Annotated in this window: 16 protein-coding genes; 4 read left to right on the forward strand and 12 right to left on the reverse strand. The window is 74.4% G+C overall.

What is annotated here, in order from left to right; all coding sequences use genetic code 11:
- Positions 1-8: 8 nt before the first annotated feature.
- Positions 9-1,685, reverse strand: a complete 1,677-nt coding sequence (locus AB8735_RS18720) for a hypothetical protein (RefSeq protein WP_372408527.1) — start codon at positions 1,683-1,685, stop codon at positions 9-11.
- Between the two features lie 663 nt (positions 1,686-2,348).
- Positions 2,349-3,593, reverse strand: coding sequence for a phosphoribosylamine--glycine ligase (purD, locus tag AB8735_RS18725; RefSeq protein WP_344018609.1), 1,245 nt, complete (start codon positions 3,591-3,593; stop codon positions 2,349-2,351).
- A gap of 289 nt (positions 3,594-3,882) precedes the next feature.
- Here purD and AB8735_RS18730 point away from each other — a divergent pair, with 289 nt between their 5' ends.
- Entirely contained in the window at positions 3,883-4,596 is a 714-nt protein-coding gene (locus tag AB8735_RS18730) for an SLATT domain-containing protein (protein ID WP_372411873.1), read from the forward strand.
- Between the two features lie 50 nt (positions 4,597-4,646).
- Here the strand turns inward: AB8735_RS18730 and AB8735_RS18735 are convergent, their stop codons facing one another.
- From AB8735_RS18735 to AB8735_RS18745, 3 genes are all read right to left on the reverse strand, one after another.
- Entirely contained in the window at positions 4,647-5,297 is a 651-nt protein-coding gene (locus AB8735_RS18735) for a hypothetical protein (RefSeq protein WP_344018604.1), read from the reverse strand.
- Positions 5,298-5,421: 124 nt separating this feature from the next.
- Positions 5,422-6,093: a GntR family transcriptional regulator gene (locus AB8735_RS18740; RefSeq protein ID WP_344018602.1), complete on the reverse strand. Its 672-nt coding sequence runs from the start codon at positions 6,091-6,093 to the stop codon at positions 5,422-5,424.
- 94 nt (positions 6,094-6,187) lie between these two features.
- A complete protein-coding gene (locus AB8735_RS18745) occupies positions 6,188-7,543 on the reverse strand; it encodes an aspartate aminotransferase family protein (RefSeq protein ID WP_372408529.1) in 1,356 nt (451 codons plus the stop codon).
- Positions 7,544-7,819: 276 nt separating this feature from the next.
- On the opposite strand from AB8735_RS18745, the gene AB8735_RS18750 reads away from it, so the two are divergent.
- Positions 7,820-8,023 (forward strand): cold-shock protein, encoded by a 204-nt coding sequence (locus AB8735_RS18750; protein ID WP_344018597.1) that lies wholly within the window; start codon positions 7,820-7,822, stop codon positions 8,021-8,023.
- Positions 8,024-8,188: 165 nt separating this feature from the next.
- On the forward strand, positions 8,189-9,922 hold the full coding sequence (locus AB8735_RS18755) for a protein kinase (protein WP_372408531.1): 1,734 nt from the start codon (positions 8,189-8,191) through the stop codon (positions 9,920-9,922).
- A gap of 74 nt (positions 9,923-9,996) precedes the next feature.
- On the opposite strand, the gene AB8735_RS18760 is transcribed toward AB8735_RS18755, so the two are convergent.
- The gene (locus AB8735_RS18760; RefSeq protein ID WP_344018592.1) at positions 9,997-11,283 is read right to left on the reverse strand and encodes an adenylosuccinate synthase; all 1,287 of its coding nucleotides are present in this window, start codon (positions 11,281-11,283) and stop codon (positions 9,997-9,999) included.
- Between the two features lie 177 nt (positions 11,284-11,460).
- Between AB8735_RS18760 and AB8735_RS18765 the strand changes: the two genes are divergently transcribed.
- Positions 11,461-12,297 carry a diacylglycerol kinase gene (locus tag AB8735_RS18765; protein ID WP_372408533.1) on the forward strand — a complete coding sequence of 279 codons (837 nt, stop codon included), beginning with the start codon at positions 11,461-11,463 and terminating at the stop codon, positions 12,295-12,297.
- Positions 12,298-12,306: 9 nt separating this feature from the next.
- On the opposite strand, the gene AB8735_RS18770 is transcribed toward AB8735_RS18765, so the two are convergent.
- The 6 genes from AB8735_RS18770 to AB8735_RS18795 form a co-directional block, all read right to left on the reverse strand.
- A complete protein-coding gene (locus AB8735_RS18770; protein WP_344018588.1) occupies positions 12,307-12,966 on the reverse strand; it encodes a response regulator transcription factor in 660 nt (219 codons plus the stop codon).
- Positions 12,963-14,198, reverse strand: a complete 1,236-nt coding sequence (locus AB8735_RS18775) for a sensor histidine kinase (RefSeq protein ID WP_372411874.1) — start codon at positions 14,196-14,198, stop codon at positions 12,963-12,965. Before AB8735_RS18775 ends, AB8735_RS18770 begins: the two co-directional genes overlap by 4 nt.
- Positions 14,199-14,317: 119 nt before the next feature.
- On the reverse strand, positions 14,318-15,517 hold the full coding sequence (gene kynU / locus AB8735_RS18780) for a kynureninase (protein ID WP_372408535.1): 1,200 nt from the start codon (positions 15,515-15,517) through the stop codon (positions 14,318-14,320).
- Positions 15,510-16,334 (reverse strand): tryptophan 2,3-dioxygenase family protein, encoded by an 825-nt coding sequence (locus tag AB8735_RS18785; RefSeq protein ID WP_344018584.1) that lies wholly within the window; start codon positions 16,332-16,334, stop codon positions 15,510-15,512. Before AB8735_RS18785 ends, kynU begins: the two co-directional genes overlap by 8 nt.
- A gap of 184 nt (positions 16,335-16,518) precedes the next feature.
- Positions 16,519-16,932 carry a DUF3151 domain-containing protein gene (locus AB8735_RS18790; RefSeq protein WP_344018581.1) on the reverse strand — a complete coding sequence of 138 codons (414 nt, stop codon included), beginning with the start codon at positions 16,930-16,932 and terminating at the stop codon, positions 16,519-16,521.
- 69 nt (positions 16,933-17,001) lie between these two features.
- Positions 17,002-18,495: an MFS transporter gene (locus AB8735_RS18795; RefSeq protein ID WP_372408537.1), complete on the reverse strand. Its 1,494-nt coding sequence runs from the start codon at positions 18,493-18,495 to the stop codon at positions 17,002-17,004.
- Between the last annotated feature and the right edge of the window lie 88 nt (positions 18,496-18,583).

Genomic DNA, 18,583 nt, shown 5'->3' on the forward strand with positions numbered 1-18,583 from the left:
CGCCGCGCTCAGCCGAGCCGGACCGGCTTCTCCGGACGGACACCGACCTCGCCCAGCCAGGCGCGCAGCGGCTCCCCGTCCCCGTCCTCGACGAGGCTGAGCACCGTGCGGGCCAGGTCGGCGCGGCGGGCGCCGCCGACCAGCAGGGCCGGGCCGTCCAGCCAGTCGAGGCCGGGGACGGCGCCCGCGGTGTCCACCGCGGCGCAGCAGATCATGGCCGTGACGTGGTCGGTGAGCAACTCGCGTTCGCTGCGCGGCGGCTGGAGCGGGAACAGCGGGACGAGCCCGTCGAACCGCGGCCCGTCGGCGCCATGGGCGGCTGCCCCGCCCGGGCCGCCGGGCGGGCGGGCGCCGTCGGTGCGGTGGCCGGCCTCGCGGGCCAGCTCGGCGCTGAGCCGGGCGCCCAGCCGCTCGCCGACGCCCGGACCGGCCGGGCCGGTGAGGCGGTCGAGGACGCGGGCGACCGTGGGCGGGGCGGGAGTGCCGTCCACGACGGGCACGGAACCGGCGGGGCAGGCGGTGAGGTCGAGGGCGTCCTCCAGGACGCGGTGCAGCCGGGCGGCCTCCAGCCGCCACTTGCGGTCCACGACCTCCTCCGGGTACTGGCTCCAGCTGACCGGGGTCCAGCCGGGGCAGGGCCGCTCCGGGCCGCCGTGGAAGAGCCGGGCGGCCAGCAGGGAGGCGGCCTCGTCGATGACGCCCGGCTCCTCCAGCAGATCGCAGGCGGGCCGCTCGCCCAGGCGGGAGGCGAAGCCCTCGGCGAGCCGGTCGCGCCGGGAGAGCTCGGTCAGCGCGGAGACCACGCCGGCGTCGAGCCGGGACGGCCAGCGGCCCATCCGCCAGGCGGGCAGGGCGACTCGGTTGAGCAGGCGGTCCCAGCCGGCGTAGGCGAGGCCGACCTGCTCCTGGGCGACGATCCGCAGGCCGTAGTCCACGGCCTGGGCGCGCTCGGAGGCGGCCGCGGCGACGCCGCGCTCCATCTCGGCCGCGTGCTCGCGGCAGGAACGCAGCAGCAGCCGGGCCGTCCAGCCGACGAAGGCCAGCAGTGGACGGCCGGCGGCGACCGCCACGGCCGCGTCCAGGCCGCGGACGAAACGGCGGGCGGCGGCTATGTCCGGCTGGGCGGACGGGCCGGTGCCGGCGACGACCGGGGCCAGCAGGGCGCGCAGCTCGGCGACGCGCATCCACCACAGGAACGGCGAGCCGATCACCAGCACCGGGGTCGCGGGGCGGCGCTGCCGCCCGCCCGGCGCCGGGCGGACGCGGTGCGCCGGATGCGTGCGGTCCTCCAGCCAGCTGTCGCAGTCGGGGGTGAGGGCTATGGCCGAGGGCGCCGGGACGTCGAGGCGGTCCGCCAGGTCGCGGACCAGGCGGTAGAGGTCGGGGGCGGTCTCCTCCGGGACGGGCACGGTGGGGCTGAGCGCCGGGCGGGCCCGGACGACCACCGCGGCCACGACGGCGGTGAGCGCGAGGACGACGAGCGCGGCGGCGGTCACGGCCGGGCGGGCGGCGGCGACGGCGCTCCCGTCGGGGATCCGGCCGGTGAGCGAACCGGCGAGCAGCACCACGGCCGCGGCGGCCGGCAGCAGGGCGACGGCCAGCGCGGTGCTGCGGACGCGCAGCACGGCCAGGGCCCGGGTGCGCGCGGCGTGCGCGCCGGCTTCCGTACCTGCCGTACTTGCCACGAGACCGATCACCCCCAATTGCCTGTCGTCCGCTGTGGATCCGTTTCCCGGGAGCCACGACGGCCGGGAGGGGGCCGCCGTCGTCGCCTACCACCCCACTGTGGCACCGGCCTCTGACATCGCAATGCCGGTGGGCCAGTTGCCGGACGCGCGGCGGTCGGCCTGCGCGGCACCCTAGTTGGGCCTGGGGCGTACGTCAGCCAATCGGCCTATCGGTCACCCGATGGAATGGCTTTGCGTCGAGCGGCTGCGCGAAGTGGGGGGAGGAGTTTTTTCCTTCCCCACCCCGCCCTTTCACCGTTTCTTCCCGGGCTCCGCCCCGGGGGGGCCGCGCTCGGCGCGGGCGGGGCATGCGGGGGCTGCGCCCCCGCGCCCCTGCTTCGGGGCTCCGCCCCGGACCCCGTTTGTCGCGGCTCCGCCGCTCGTCCTCAAACGCCGGGCGGGCTGGTTTGCGCGCCCGGGCGCGAAATCCAGCCCGCCCGGCGTTTGAGGACTGGGGGTGCCCCCTCTGGGGGAGCCCGCAGGGCGCTTCAGGGGTCCAGGGGGCGGAGCCCCGGTGGGGCGCAGGGGCGAAGCCCCGCCACCGCCCGGAGGGCGGTCCGGGTCCGGGGGCTTGCCCCCGGGGAAACGGTGAAAGGGCGGGGCCGGGGCGGAAACCTTCCCTCAGGACACCCGCGCCGCGATGTCCGTCCGGTGCTGCGAGCCGGCCATGCGGATGCGGGAGACCGCCTCGTACGCCCGGGTCCGGGCGTCCGCGATGTCCGTGCCCGATGCCGTCACCGACAGGACGCGGCCGCCCGCGCCGACCACCGCGCCCGACGCCTCGTCCCGCTTCGTCCCGGCGTGCAGGACGTACGCGCCCTCGACGGCGTCCGCCTCCGCCAGGCCCTCGATCACGTCGCCGGTGCGCGGCGTGCCGGGGTAGTTGTGCGCGGCGACGACGACCGTCACGGCCGCGCCGTCGGACCAGCGCAGGGGCGGGAGGGCCGCCAGCGTGCCGGTGGCCGCCGCGTGGAGCAGGCCGGCCAGGGGGGTCTTCAGACGGGCCAGGACGACCTGCGTCTCGGGGTCGCCGAAGCGCGCGTTGAACTCGATCACGCGGACACCGCGCGAGGTGATCGCCAGTCCGGCGTAGAGCAGGCCGGAGAACGGCGTGCCGCGCCGCCGCAGTTCGTCGACGGTCGGCTGGAGGACGGTCCGCAGGACCTCGTCCACCAGCTTGGGGTCGGCCCACGGCAGCGGCGAGTAGGCGCCCATGCCACCGGTGTTGGGGCCCCGGTCGCCGTCCAGGGCGCGCTTGAAGTCCTGGGCGGGCTGGAGGGGGACGACCGTCTCGCCGTCGGTGACGGCGAAGAGGGAGACCTCGGGGCCGTCGAGGAACTCCTCGATGACGACCTGCTCACAGGCGAGGGCGTGCTCGCGCGCCGCGGCGAGGTCGTCGGTGACGACGACGCCCTTGCCCGCCGCGAGCCCGTCGTCCTTGACGACGTAGGGGGCGCCGAACGCGTCGAGCGCCGCGTCGACCTCCGCCGGGGTGGTGCAGACGTAGCTGCGGGCGGTGGGCACGTTCGCGGACGCCATCACGGACTTGGCGAACGCCTTGGAGCCCTCCAGCCGGGCCGCCTCCGCGGACGGCCCGAAGACGGGGATGCCGCGCGTGCGCACCGCGTCGGCGACGCCGGCGACCAGCGGGGCCTCCGGGCCGACGACGACCAGGTCCGCGCCCAGGGCGGCGGCCAGGTCCGCGACGGCCGCGCCGTCGAGGGCGTCGACCGGGTGCACCTCGGCGACCTCGGCGATGCCGGCGTTGCCCGGGGCGCAGTGCAGCGCGGTGACGTCGGGATCGAGGGACAGTGAGCGGCACAGGGCGTGTTCGCGGGCGCCGCCGCCGATGACGAGGACCTTCACGGGGGTCACCCTATTGCCTTCCGGAACGATCAGTGCCGCCCGTCCCTGCTCTCCCACGACGCCCGTCGGACCTCGTCAGAACGTTTCGCCGCACGCGCCCCGTCACGTCCACACAGGTGACCCACTCTTTCGAGTGAGGGCGAAAAGCGCCCCTATACCCGATTCCCAGGCACTTATGGGCGGCAAAGACCGGATCCGGCGCACAAGGCCAACCGTTCGGCGGTAGGAAAGGGGCGGTGACAGCGGTACACAGCAGCGAAGAGGGAGTGCAGGTGTGAGCCAGCCTGAGATGCGACCCGAGGGACTCCCCAAGGAGCAGGACGGGAAGCACCGGGGAGACCTGCGCGGCCGGACGTTCCCGCTGGGCGACTGGGGCGAGCCGGCCCAGCGGCTGGACGAGCTGTACCGGTGGGTGGAAAGCGGCGCGCTGTACCTGGCCGACTGGTATCTGGCCGACCGGGCCTGGAAACGGCGCTGGGCCCGCGTCCTGCGGGTGGCCGCCGCGGCGTGCACGGTCGTCGGGGCCGCGCTGCCGCTGCTCCAGCTGGCCGGTGCCCTCCGCTCCGGCGGCACCTGGGCGTTCCTCGCCCTGCTGGGCACGGTGGCCTGCGTCGGCTGCGACCGCTACTTCGGGCTGACCACGGGCTGGATGCGCGCCGTGGCCACCGCGCAGGCGGTCCAACGGCGGCTGGAGGTCCTGCAGTTCGACTGGGCGTCGGAGTGCGTGCGCGAGGTGCTCGGCCCGACCGAGGGCACGGCGAGCGAGGCGGCCGAGCGCTGTCTGACGGTGCTGCGCCGCTTCTCGGAGGACGTCTCGGAGCTCGTCCGGGCCGAAACGGCCGACTGGATGGTGGAGTTCCGCGCCGGCCCGGCGCCGCTGCTGACGCAGTCGCTGGTCGCCTGGGGTCCCCGGGAGAACGGCGTGACCGTCGGCCGCTTCCCCATCCCGCCCGGTTCCCGGCCCAACATGCCGCGCCAGCGGCCGCCGGAGTCGCCCCGCTAGGGCGCCCGGCGGCCCGCCGCCGGCCGAGGACGGCCTTCAGAGGACGGCCCTCAGCTGAAGACGATCATCGAGCCCTGCCCCAGGCTCCGGGTGGCCGCCGCGTGCAGCCCCAGCCACACGTGCCGCTCCCGGGCGAAGGGGCTGTCGTCCGCCGGGCCGGGCACCGCCCGCTCGTCCAGCGTGGTGGGGCGGCCCGGGGCGGCCGGGGCCTCGGGCGGGTTGTCCGGATCGATGCCCAGCACCGGGGCCACGGAGCGCAGTTCGCGCAGCAGGCCGTGACTGGAGCCCAAGGGGCCGCCGCCGTCGAGGAGTTCGTCGTTGCTCAGCGGATGGGCGAAGTCCACCGGGACGTACGCCCCGGCGTGGTCGTAGTGCCAGACCAGGTGCGACTGCTGGGCGGTGCTCTCGAACATCTCCAGCAACTGCTCGTAGTCACCGCCGAGTTCGTCCACGGGGGTGACGGTCAGTCCGCACAGGTTCAGCAGGTGGGCGCGGCGCAGGAAGTGGAGCGCGTCGTAGTCGAAGCCCGCTACGGGGGCCACGTCCCCGGACAGGCCGGGCATGTAGCCGAAGACGGGGACGGGCGGCAGCCCCGCCTCGCCGAGCGCCTTGTCGTAGACGGCGATCTCCTCGGCGAACGGGTTGTCGGGGCTGTGGCACAGCACGTCGACCAGGGGGACAAGCCAGAGGTCACAGGCCACGTGAGCTCACTCTCGTATTCGCCTTCAGTGCGATGGTCGGGCCAGAGTAGTGCCGCTCAGCGGGTTGTCACACAGGGCCGACGGACATGGAAGGCCGGATTCCGGCGGATTCCGACGAGCTCCCTCAGGCCGTCAAAGACTTGATCAGCGTCATCGCATGGGTGTTGTAGCCGGTGACGATCCGCTGCACGGCCGCCGCCTCCCGGCGGGCGAGCGCGTCCACCATCTCGGTGTGCCCGCACCACAGCCGTCCGCGCAGATCGGCGACCCGGCGCAGCAGCGGCACCATGAAGACCCAGCACTGCACCCGCACCCGGTCCAGGAAGTCGGAGATGTAGGGGTTGCCGACCAGGGCCGCGAACTCGCGCCAGAAGCGCAGGTCGTAGCCGATGAGGATGTCGAGGTCGCCGGCGCTCGCGGCGCGCGACGCCTCCTCGGCGCGGCGCCGCACGGAGGCCAGGACGGGCGGGGTGGCGGCCGTCATCGCCTGCTCGGTGGCGTGCCGGAACATGCCCTCCAGCATCATCGTGCGGGCCTCGACCATGTCCAGGAAGTCGGCGTACGAGAACTCCCGCACCCGGTAGCCCCGGTGCAGCTCGACGTCGAGGAGCCCCTGCGAGCACAGGTCGAGCAGCGCCTCGCGGACGGGGGTGGCCGAGACCCCGTAGCTCTCGGCGATCTCCTTGACGGTGAACTGCCGCCCCGCCGGAAGCCGGCCCGCGATGACCTCCTCGCGCAGGGCGTCGGCGATCTGTGAGCGCAGCGTCGTGCGCTTGACAGCCTCGCTGCCGGCCATTGTTGTCCGTCTCCCCTTCCGTGACCGCGCGCCAGCGCGCGAACGGCCCTCGCAACAAGATAGGCGAGGGCCGTCGGGGAGCGTACCCGTACGGTCAGGCGGTGTGGCGGTCAGCCACCGTCAGCGCCTCGTCCAGCAGCGCGAGACCGTCCTTCGCCTCGGAGTCGCTGATCGTGCACGGCGGGACGGCATGGGTCCGGTTCATGTTCACGAACGGCCACAGGCCCGACGCGCGGCACGCCGCGGTGAAGGCGGCCATCGGGGCGTTGTCCCCGCCCGTGGCGTTGTAGGGCACCAGCGGCTCGCGGGTCTCCCGGTCGCGGACCAGCTCCAGCGCCCAGAAGACGCCGGTGCCGCGCACCTCGCCGACCGAGGGGTGGCGTTCGGCGAGCTCGCGCAGCCCGGGGCCGAGGACCTCCTCGCCGATCCGGGCGGCGTTCTCCACGATGCCCTCCTCGGCCATGGCGTTGATCGTCGCCACCGCGGAGGCGCAGGCCAGCGGATGGCCGGAATAGGTCAGTCCGCCCGGGTAGGGGCGCGTCTCGAAGGTCGCGGCGATCTCGTCGGAGATGGCCACCCCGCCGAGCGGGACGTAGCCGGAGTTGACGCCCTTGGCGAAGGTCATCAGGTCCGGGACGACGTCCCAGTGGTCGGCGGCGAACCAGCGGCCGGTCCGGCCGAAGCCCGCCATGACCTCGTCGAGGACGAAGACGATCCCGTACCGGTCGCAGATCGCGCGCACCCCGGCCAGGTAGCCGGGCGGCGGGACCATGATCCCCGCGGTGCCGGGCACCGTCTCCAGGATGATCGCGGCCACCGTCGCCGGCCCCTCGAAGACGATCGTGTCCTCCAGGTGCCTCAGCGCCCGCTCGCACTCCTGCTCCTCCGTCTCCGCGTGGAACGGCGAGCGGTAGAGGAACGGCGCCCAGAAGTGGACGACCCCGGCGGCGCCGCTGTCGGACGGCCAGCGGCGCGGGTCGCCGGTGAGGTGGATCGCGGCGGCGGTGGCCCCGTGGTACGAGCGGTAGGCGCTGAGCACCTTGGGGCGGCCGGTGTGCAGCCGGGCCATCCGGACGGCGTTCTCGACCGCCTCGGCACCGCCGTTGGTGAAGAAGACCCGGTTCAGGTCGCCCGGCGTCCGCTCGGCGATCAGCCGGGCCGCCTCGGAGCGCGCCTCCACGGCGAAGCCCGGCGCGAACGTGCACAGCCGCGCGGCCTGTTCCTGGATCGCCGCCACCACCTTGGGGTGCTGGTGGCCGATGTTCGTGTTGACGAGCTGGGAGGAGAAGTCGAGATAGCGCTTGCCGTCGAAGTCCCAGAAGTACGAGCCCTCGGCGCCCGCGACGGCCAGCGGGTCGATGAGGCCCTGGGCGGACCAGGAGTGGAAGACGTGCGCGCGGTCGGCGGCCTTGACGGCGGCACCGAGGGCGGGGTCGGACGGCGTGCTCACGGGCGTGACCTCGGGGGGCTCGGCGGGCTCGGACTGTTCTGCGCAGCCTACGGGCGCCGCACGGCCCGTGGCACCGGCACAGTGTCCGCAACCGGCCACGCATACCGGCACTGTGCCGGTCCCGGTCCACGAATCGCCGTACGGGAAATACCGTTTCGCCCAGGTTTACCGTGCTACGTTCGTCGCCAGTTGCGCCTGATGGTCTGTGACCTCGGGCGCTCTTCCTCTTTCGGGGCTGCTTCGGGGCGCCCCACACCGCTCTATCGAGGAGTCATCTTGGCCACGGGCACCGTGAAATGGTTCAACTCGGAGAAGGGCTTCGGCTTCATCCAGCAGGACGGCGGCGGGGCCGACGTCTTCGCGCACTACTCCAACATCGCGACCACCGGCTTCCGTGAACTCTCGGAAGGCCAGAAGGTCACCTTCGACATCACCCAGGGCAACAAGGGCCCGCAGGCCGAGAACATCATCCCCGGCTGAGTCCCCGCCCGGGACCCCTCCGGGACCCCGCCGGCTGCTCGCCCGGGTCCCGGCCGGGTCCCCCCGCAGGTCCCCGAGAGGGCCGGTCCTCCCCGCGGAGGGCCGGCCCTCCCGCCGTGCGGCTATCCTCCGGCTCGGACACATGGGGGAAGGAGAACCGAGCGCATGGACGCCCTGACGCCGGAGGACCCGCGCACACTCGGCGCCTACCGGCTGGTCGGCCGGCTCGGCGCGGGCGGCATGGGCCGGGTCTATCTGGCCCGTTCGGACCGCGGCCGCACCGTCGCGGTCAAGCTCGTCCAGCCGGAGCTGGCGGGCCGGGAGGAGTTCCGCCGCCGCTTCCTGCGCGAGGTACGGGCCGCCCGCGAGGTCGGCGGCGAGTGGACCGCGCCCGTTCTGGACGCCGACACCGAGGCGGACGTGCCGTGGGTGGCGACCGGCTACATCCCCGGACCCTCCCTGCGCCAGGTCGTCGACGGGGAGTTCGGGCCGCTGCCCGAGCGGTCGGTACGGATCCTCGCCGCCGGGCTCGCCCGCGCGCTCCAGGCGATCCACGCCGCCGGCATCGTCCACCGCGACCTCAAGCCCTCCAACGTCCTGGTCACCCTCGACGGGCCGCGCGTCATCGACTTCGGGATCGCCCGGGCCCTCGACGCCGTGACCGACGGGGAGGGGCTCACCCGCACCGGCGCGGCCGTCGGCTCCCCCGGCTTCATGTCGCCCGAGCAGGTGCGCGGCCGCGGGACCACCCCGGCCAGCGACGTCTTCTGCCTCGGCTCGGTGCTCGCCTACGCGGCCACCGGCCGGACGCCGTTCGGCACCGCGGACAGCGGGGCGCACGCCCTGATGTTCCGCGTCGCCGAGGAGGAACCGGACCTCACCGGCGTCCCCGAGCCGCTGCTCGCGCTGATCACCGACTGCCTGGCGAAGGATCCGGACCGGCGCCCCACGCCCGAGGAGGTGCTCGACCGGACAGGCGCCCGGGAGGAGACGGACGGCCCGCGCCCGTCCGCCGAGCCGTGGCTGCCCGCCCGCCTCGTCGCCCACCTGGGCCGCCATGCGGCACAGCTGCTCAACGTGGAGGGACCGGCGGAGATACCCGGCGCGGCCCCGGCCGCCCCCGTCTCCGCCCCTGTTCCCGCCTCCGAGCTGCCCACCTCCGTCGTGCCCCCGCACACGCCCCCGCCGGCGGACCCGCCCACCGCGACGGCCGGCACCACGTCCGTCGTGCATCCGCCCCCGCCCGGCTACGGCCCGGCGCACCCCGGCCCGTACGGGCCCTACGGGCCCCCGCCGCCCGCCCCGCGCCGCTCCCGCAAGCCGCTGGCGCTCGTCGCCATCGCGGCGGCAGGGCTGCTGGCCGGCGCCGGGACGGTCTACCTCGTCAAGCAGCAGCAGAGCGGGGACGACGGCAAACCCGCGGCCCGCCCGACGACGTCCGGCCGGACCTCCGGCGGCGGCACCCCCGCCCCGCCGCGGACACCCGCGACCACCGGCCCGTCCACCGGGTCCGCCCCGTCCACCGGCTCCGCGCCGGCCGGTGGCGCGCAGGCGTTCACGGGCAGCTGGTCCTCCGACTTCGCCACCGGCGGCGGCCGCAGCTACCGCACCATCGGCCTCACGGTGGGGGCCAGCGGCGGCACCGCCGAGATCGAGGGCCACGGCAGCCTCGACGACGGCACCTCCTACCGCTGCACCTGGACCGCCCCCGTCCGGGGCGACAGCACCGCCACCGTGCTGCACCTCGGGCCGTCCACCGTCACCGGCGCCCAGCCCACCACGGCCTGCCAGCCCGGCTCCGCCTCCGACCTGACGCTGCTGCCGGACGGCCGGATGCGCCGCGACTTCACCGACTCGGGGACGAAGGACGCCTCGCTGGTCTACCGCAAGCAGGGCTGACAACGGCGAACGCCCCGGCGGTCGTGGTGACCACCGGGGCGTTCGTCCGCGCGAGGCGCCTTACGACAGGCGCCTTACGACAGGAACGAGTTGATCTCGATCGTCTCGTCGCGGCCCGGGCCGACGCCGATCGCGGAGATCGGGGCGCCCGACATCTCCTCCAGCGCCTTCACATACGCCTGGGCGTTCTTCGGCAGCTCGGAGAAGGTCTTCGCCTTGCTGATGTCCTCGGTCCAGCCCGGCAGCATCTCGTAGATCGGCTTCGCGTGGTGGAAGTCGCTCTGGCTGTAGGGCAGCTCCTCGACGCGCTTGCCGTCGATCTCGTACGCCACGCAGACCGGGATCTGCTCCCAGCCGGTGAGCACGTCGAGCTTGGTGAGGAAGAAGTCCGTGAGGCCGTTGACGCGCGTGGCGTAGCGGGCGATCACGGCGTCGAACCAGCCGCAGCGGCGGTCACGGCCGGTGGTGACACCGCGCTCGCCGCCGATGGTGCGCAGCGCCTCGCCGTCCTTGTCGAACAGCTCGGTCGGGAACGGACCGGCGCCCACGCGGGTCGTGTACGCCTTGAGGATGCCGATGACCCGGTTGATCTTCGTGGGGCCCACGCCCGCACCCGTGCAGGCGCCGCCCGCGGTCGGGTTCGAGGAGGTCACGAAGGGATACGTGCCGTGGTCCACGTCCAGCAGGGTGCCCTGGCCGCCCTCGAAGAGGACGACCTTGCCCTCGTCGATGGCGTTGTTCAGGATCAGCGTGGTGTCGGCGACGAAGGGCTTGATCTGCTCGGCGTAGGCCAGCATCTCGTCGACGATCTTCGCGGGGTCGATCGCGCGGCGGTTGTAGAGCTTCGCCAGGAGCTGGTTCTTGAGCTCGAGGGCCGCCTCGACCTTCTGGGTCAGGATCGACTCGTCGTAGAGGTCCTGGACCCGGATGCCGACGCGGTTGATCTTGTCCGCGTAGGTCGGGCCGATGCCGCGGCCGGTGGTGCCGATCTTGCGCTTGCCGAGGAAGCGCTCGCCCACCTTGTCGAGGGTGACGTTGTACGGCGTGATCAGGTGGGCGTTGCCGCTGACCAGGAGCTTGGACGTGTCGACGCCGCGCTCGTTCAGCCCGCTCAGCTCGGAGAGCAGGACCGCCGGGTCGACGACGACACCGTTGCCGATGACCGGGGTGCACCCCGGCGAGAGGATCCCGGAAGGGAGGAGGTGGAGCGCATATTTCTGGTCACCCACGACGACCGTGTGGCCGGCGTTGTTGCCACCTTGGTAGCGCACCACGTAATCCACGGATCCACCGAGGAGGTCGGTGGCCTTTCCCTTGCCCTCGTCACCCCACTGAGCACCGAGCAGCACAAGTGCGGGCACAGGCGTACACCCCTTCCGGGCGGGGCATGTCCAACGTGCGCAGGTGGCCAGCCGCCCGCTTGATACGGGCGCTCACCACCGCTAGAGCCGTCGAACCGGTGCCCCGGATAGACGAAGCCCCTGGCGCAACAGCGACAGGGGCTCTTGCACCGAGAGGTTACCTGAGGAAGGACGAACGTGTCGGCTGCAGACCCGACCGGACAGCAGCTGCTGGTCGTCGTCGACCCGGTCGCGCGGCGCGTGGACGGCGAGTCCGTGCGGATCGCGAGGGATGTGCTGAGCGCCGGATCGGTGGCGAAAATCTGTCTCCCGGACGGCCCCGCGGAGATCGCCCGGGCGGTCGCCCGGCGCGGCCGGAAGCGGCTGGTCGTCATCGGGGACGACCGGGCGTTACTGCGTGCGGTCGCCCTGCTGCACCGGCAGCGGGAGCTGGCCGACGCACCGCTGGCCTGGGTGCCCGTGGGGCCGCTCCCGGCGGTCTCGGTGGCCCGCGCGCTGGGCGTCCCGCTGGGCGCGGTGGCGGCCGCACGGGCGGTGCTGGACGGGGTGGAGCGGCGGCTGGGGCTGCTGGCGGACGAGAGCGGGGGCGTGGTGCTGGGCGGGCTCTGGGCGCCGGTGGGCGCCCACCGCCCCGGCGGCCCGGCGGGCGGGCGTACGGGCCCGTGGTGGTCCCCCGCCGCGCGGACGGCCCGGACGGCCCTGGCCCTGCTGGCCAGGCCGGCCGGACGCCCGGCGACGACGGGCCAGCAGCTGCGGGTGGAGGCGGACGGGGTGGTGCTGGCCGACGCCGACCAGCCGCTGGACCGGGTCGCGGTCACCATGGCCGGAGGCCTGGCGGACGTCGCCGTCCACCCGTCCGGTGCGGAGATCCCGCTGCGGCGCCGGGCGCGCGCGGTGACCGTCTCCGGTCCCGGCTTCCGCTACCGGGCGGACAACCGGATACGGGGGCCGGTGGAGGCGCGGACGTGGACGGCGGAGGGGGAGGCGTGGCGGCTGGTACTGCCGAGGGTCTGACGGGCCGGCTCAGCCCCCCGGGGTGATCAGGCCCGCCTCGTACGCGAACACCGCCGCCTGCGTGCGGTCCCGCAGCCCCAGCTTCACCAGGATCCGGCTGACGTGCGTCTTCACCGTCGACTCGGCGACGACGAGATACGAGGCGATCTCCGCGTTCGACCGGCCCTGGGCGACCAGCACCAGCACCTCCGTCTCCCGCTCCGTGAGGTCCCCGATCCGCTCCTGCGACGGTGTCCTCGGGGTGCCCAGCCGGGAGAACTCCTGGATGAGGCGCTTGGTGACCGTGGGCGCGAGGAGCGCCTCGCCGGAGGCGACCACGCGGACCCCGTCCGCCAGCTGCCGCGCCGACGCGTCCTTGAGCAGGAAGCCGCTCGCCCCGGCCCGCAGCGCCTGGTAGACGTACTCGTCCAGGTCGAAGGTGGTGAGCACCAGCACCTTCGCGTCCGCGTCGGCCGCGACGATCTCCCGGGTGGCCTCCAGGCCGTTGAGCTCGGGCATGCGGATGTCCATGAGGACGACGTCGGGGCGCAGCTCCGCGACCTTCGCCAGCGCCTGGCGGCCGTCCACCGCCTCGCCCACGACCTCGATGTCGGGCATGGCGTTGAGCAGCACGGAGAAGCCCTCGCGGACCATCATCTGGTCGTCGACGATCAGGACCCTGATGGTCACGCGGCGGCCTCCGCGGCGTGCACCGGCAGGAAGGCGGTGACCTCGTAGCCCCCGTCGCCCGTGGGCCCGTCCGTCATCTCGCCGCCGAGCATCGCGACGCGCTCGCGCATGCCCAGCACCCCGTGCCCGGCGCCGGGCGAGGGCTTGGCCAGCCGGTCCGGCGGGCCGTTGACGACGCGCAGCCCCAGCCCGACGGGCACGTAGGACAGCTCGACGCGGGCGGCGGCACCGGGCGCGTGCCGCAGCACGTTGCTCAGCGCCTCCTGGACGATGCGGTACGCGGAGAGCTCCACGCCCTGCGGCAGCGGCCGCACCACCCCGGTGGTGACCTGCTCGACGGTCAGCCCGGCGCCCCGGACGTTGGCGAGCAGCCCGTCGAGCGCGGCCAGCGTCGGCTGCGGGGCCTCGGGGTCGTCGAAGGCGTCCGAGCCGTCGGAGCGGATCACTCCGAGGACGCGCCGCAGCTCCGTGAGGGCCGCGACGGCGTTCTCGCGGATGGTGACGAACGCGGCCGCCAGCTCGGGCGGCGTGTCCTGGACGCGGTACGGCGCGGCCTCGGCCTGGATGGCGACGACGGACATGTGGTGCGCCACGACGTCGTGCAGCTCACGGGCGATGGTGGTGCGCTCCTCCAGCACCGTGCGCCGGGACCGCTCGACCTCGGTGACGGCCGTCTGGACCGCGACCTGCTCCCGGGACTCGCGCAGCAGCCGCACGGCGGAGACCCCGGAGAGCAGGACACCGGAGACGAGGAGCCACTCGAAGAAGCCGTCGACGCTCACGACGGGGCGGAAGACGGTCAGGAAGGCCGCGATCAGAGCGGTCAGCAGCCACATCTCGCCCGCCACCCGCGGCCGCGACCGCATCGCGACGAGCATCATCACCAGGACGTGGACGGCGAGGGCGACCCGCACCCAGGGCCCCAGGGCGGTCGTGAAGAAGATCGTGGCCACCGAGCACCACCACGCGCCGATGGGGCGTACGAGGGTCATCAGCAGCGGCACCCCGACCAGGATCATCACCAACAGGCCCATGTCGCGGAGGGCCTGGAGCGCCACGCCCATGGTCAGGACCACCACGGCCGCGTGCGGCAGCCAGCGCGCGTACCGGCGGAGGCCGCGCGGCACGACGCGCAGGAGACGGCTGCCGGGCGCGAGCGGCGCCAGCGGCCGGAAGGCGAAGGCGTCCACGAACAGGTCGCGGTGGATGCCGTCGAAGGCGCTCTTGAACATGAGCAGCTCGCTGCGGACGGAGGTCGGCTCGGGGGTCGGGTTCACGCATTCAACGGTAAACAGACGGCCGTCCTTCGTCGTCCGCGTCGATGAGGATCTCCGGCCGTCCGTCTCAAGTACTACGCACGGCTACTGCGCACGACCTCCCCCAGCTCCCGCGCCGCCCGCTCCGCGTCGGCGAAGCGGCAGTACAGCGGGGCGAAGCCGAAGCGCAGCACGTCGGGCGGGCGGACGTCGCCGACGACGTCCCGCCGGACCAGCTCCGCCATGACCTCCCCGGCGCCGGGGCAGCGCAGCGAGACCTGGCTGCCGCGTTCGGCGTGCGCGGCGGGGGTGACGGACGTCACCCGGTCCCCGGGGACGTACGCGGCCACGCAGCGGAGGAAGAAATCGGTGAGGGCGAGGCTCTTGGACCTCAGGGCCGCGAGGTCCACGCCGTCCCAGACGCCGAGGGCGGCGTCCAGGGCGAGCAGCGACAGGATGTCGGGCGTGCCGACCCGGCCGCGCGTCGCCCCCTCCGCGGGCCGGTAGCCGGGTTCCATGCCGAACGGGTCGGCGTGCGAGTTCCAGCCGGGCAGCGGGGAGTCGAAACGGTGCTGGAGCTCCCGGCGCACATAGAGGAAGGCGGGCGAACCGGGGCCGCCGTTGAGGTACTTGTACGTGCAGCCGGCCGCGAGGTCCACGCCGTGCTCGTCGAGCCCCACGGGCAGGGCGCCCGCGCTGTGGCACAGGTCCCACACCACGCGCGCCCCGGCGGCGTGCGCGGCGGCGGTGATGCCGGGCAGGTCGTGCAGCCGCCCGGTGCGGTAGTCGACGTGGTTGACGAGCACCGCGGCGGTGCGGGGTCCAGCCTCGCGGGCGACCGCGCCGGGCTCGACGGCCCGGACGCGGCGGCCGGTCAGCCGGGCCGCCGACGCGGCGATATAGCCGTCCGTGGGGAACGTCGCCGCGTCGACGAGGATCTCGTCCCGCTCCGGACCGCCCAGGCGGACGGCCGCGACCAGGGCCTTGAAGAGGTTGACGCTCGTCGAGTCGCCCACGACGACCTGTCCGGGCGCGGCACCGACCAGCCGTCCGATCCGGTCGCCGACGCGCTCGGGCGCGGTCCACCACCCGGACTCGCCCCAGGAGCGGATCCGCAGCCGCCCCCACTCGTGCCGGACGACCTCGGCGAGCCGGGGCGCGACGGCGCGGGGCAGCGCGCCCAGCGAGTTGCCGTCGAGGTAGGCGGCGCCGTCGTCGAGGTCGAACGCGGCGCGCAGCGGGGCGAGTTCGTCGGCGGCGTCGCGGCCGGCCGCCTCGCCGGCGAGGTCAGACACGGCTGCGCGCCGTCCACAGCTCGGGGAAGACGGTCTTCGCGGCGCGCTTCTCCAGCCAGGCGACCCCGGCCGAACCGCCCGAGCCCTTCTTGGCACCCATCGCCCGCCGGGTGGCGACCAGATGGTCGTTGCGCCAGCGCCACACCAGCTCGGCTATCTCGGTCAGGGTCTCGCCCAGGCGGCGTTCGTCGCCGTGCCGCTCCTCGGCGGCGTAGACGCGTTCCCACATGTCCTCGACGGCCGGGTCGGCCTCGTAGGGCGCGGAGACGTCGCGCTCCAGGACGGCCGCGGGCACGCCGTGGCCGCGCAGGGCGAGCCAGCGCAACGCCTCGTCGTAGAGGGACGGTTCGTGCAGCGCCTTCTCCAGCCGGGCGTGCACCTCGGGGACGTTGCGGTAAGGCACCAGCATGGAACGGGACTTGTCGCCGAGGAGGAACTCCATGCGGCGGTACATGGCCGACTGGAAGCCGGACGCCTCGCCGAGCGCGCCGCGGTAGCGGTTGAACTGGCCCGGCGTCAGGCGGGCTATGGGCCGCCAGGAGGCGTTGAGCGAGACCAGTTCGTCGACGGAGCGGTCCAGCGCGGCCAGCGCGGCGGGCAGGTCGTCCGCGCGCAGGGCGCGGCCGGCGGCCTCCCACTCGTGGACGACGAGGGCGAACCACAACTCCATGACCTGGGTGGTCACCAGGAACGCCATCTCGCCCGGGTCGTCGGACAGCGGCGTCTGGAGCCGGGCGAGGACCTCGGCCCGGACGTAGTCCTCGTACGGGGTGGTGGCGGCGAATTCGAGCGTGGGGGACGTGGGCAGTTGCGACACGGCGGACTCCTCGGCAGCGCATACCTGTGGATAGCGATCCTGCGGGTAGCGGTCCGCCCCTTCCTCTCGCATGTGGAGCCCCGGTCCCCTGCGGGCATCATCCGTCCCAGGAGCCGCTCGGTGCAAGGGGTCGTCCGGCCGGAACGGCCCGCCCGGGAGCGGGAGTTCCGGCCGGACCGACGGCTCAGCCCAGCGTGCTGGCGGCCGTCGGCGAGCTGTCGCGGAGGAACGCCGTGCAGCGCTCGTACTCCTCCTGCTCACCGATCGACTGGGCGGCGCGGGCGAGGGCGTGCAGCGCGCGCAGGAAGCCGCGGTTGGGCTCGTGCTCGAACGGCACCGGGCCGTGGCCCTTCCAGCCGCTGCGGCGCAGGGCGTCCAGGCCGCGGTGGTAGCCGGTGCGGGCGTACGCGTAGGACTCCACGACCCGGCCGGCCTCGTACGCGTCGTCGGCGAGCTGCGCCCAGGCGAGGGAGGAGGCGGGGTACTTGGCGGCGACCTCGGCGGGAGCCGCGCCGGAGGCGAGCAGCTCGCGCGGCTCGGGGTCGTCGGGCAGGTGGGTCGGGGGCGGTCCCCCGAGCAGGTTCTCGTGAATGGCCATGGCCTCCAGTCTGCACTGTCGCCCCGCCGGGCGGGGAGGCCGAGGCACGCTTGATCGCGCGCGGGCCGGTCAGTGCTCGCCCGGGTCCAGCGGCGGCGACGTCACCCCGCAGTGGTACGCGCACTCCGGGTGGCACCGGTCGCGCCGCGGGGCGCGGATCGTCGTCCAGGCCAGCAGCGCCCCGGCCACCAGGGCGCCCGCGCACCACACCATCGCCCGCTGGAACGCGGCGCCGAAGGCCGCCGGATCCCGGTACGCCTCCGGGCCCATCCCCGTAAGCAGCGGCAGCGCGGCCACCGCCACCAGGCCCGCGGCCCGGGCGGCCGCGTTGTTGATGCCGCTGGCCAGGCCCGCCCGGCCGACGTCCACCGAGGCGAGCACCGTGGCGGTGAGCGGGGCGACCAGGGCCGACATGCCCAGGCCGAGGACGACCAGCGCGGGCAGGACGTCGCGCCAGTACACCGCGCCCGCCCCGGCGCGGGTCATCAGCAGCATGCCCGCCGCGCACAGCAGCGGGCCGACGGTCAGCGGCAGCCGGGCGCCGATCGTCTGGCCCAGCCGGCCGGCGCGGGAGGAGAGCAGCAGCATCAGCACGGTGGTCGGCAGCAGCGCCGTCCCGGCCTCCAGCGCGGACCAGCCGGCGACGATCTGGAGCTGGAGCACCGACAGGAAGAAGAAGCCGCTGAACGCCGCGTAGACGCAGACCGTGACCGCGTTCACCGCCGAGAACGTCCGGTTCGAGAAGATCCCCGGCGGCATCATCGGCTCGGCCAGCCGCCCTTCGAGGCGGACGAAGAGGAAGCCCAGCAGCACCCCCACGACCCCCGGCACGATCACCGCGGGCGAGGCGCCGCGACCGGGGGCGGCGATCAGGGCGTAGGTGGTCAGGGCGAGGGCCAGCGCGCCCAGCACCGCGCCGAGCACGTCGAACCGGCCGCGGGCGGTGGGATCCCTGGTCTCCGGCACGTGGCGCAGGGCGACGGGGACGCAGACGGCGGCGATCGGCAGGTTGATGAGGAACACCCAGCGCCAGCCGGGTCCGTCCACCAGCCAGCCGCCCACGAACGGCCCGACCGCGGAGGCCACGCCGCCCAGCCCGGACCAGGCGCCCACCGCGCCCGCGCGGTCGTCGGGGTGGAAGACCGCCTGGAGCAGCGCGAGCGAGCCGGGGGTGAGCAGCGCCCCGCCGATGCCCTGGAGCGCGCGGGCCGCGATCAGCACCCCCGCGTTCGGGGCGATCCCGCACAGCAGCGAGGCGAGCGCGAACCAGACGATGCCGAGGACGAACACCCGCCGCCGCCCGAAGCGGTCGCCCAGCGCCCCGCCCAGCAGGATCAGCCCGGCGAGGGTGAGCATGTAGGCGTTCACGGTCCACTGGAGGACGGCCAGGTCGGCGTGGAGGTCGGCGCCGATGTGCGGCAGGGCCACGTTGACGACGGTGCTGTCGAGCAGGGCCATGCCCGAGCCGAGGACGGCCGTGAGCAGCACGTACCGCCCCGTGGGCGTGCCCAGGCGGATCCCGGGGCCCGCCTCCCGGTCCCGCTCCCGGACGGATTCGCTCATGGTTCCGATGGTCTCCCGGCGGGCCGGGCGCGGCCATACGAACGGGAAAGGGGCCCGGCGTGATCCGCCGGGCCCCTCCGTGGTGCGT

It is taken from the genome of Streptomyces luteireticuli, from assembly GCF_041519305.1.
Taxonomy (GTDB): domain Bacteria; phylum Actinomycetota; class Actinomycetes; order Streptomycetales; family Streptomycetaceae; genus Streptomyces; species Streptomyces luteireticuli.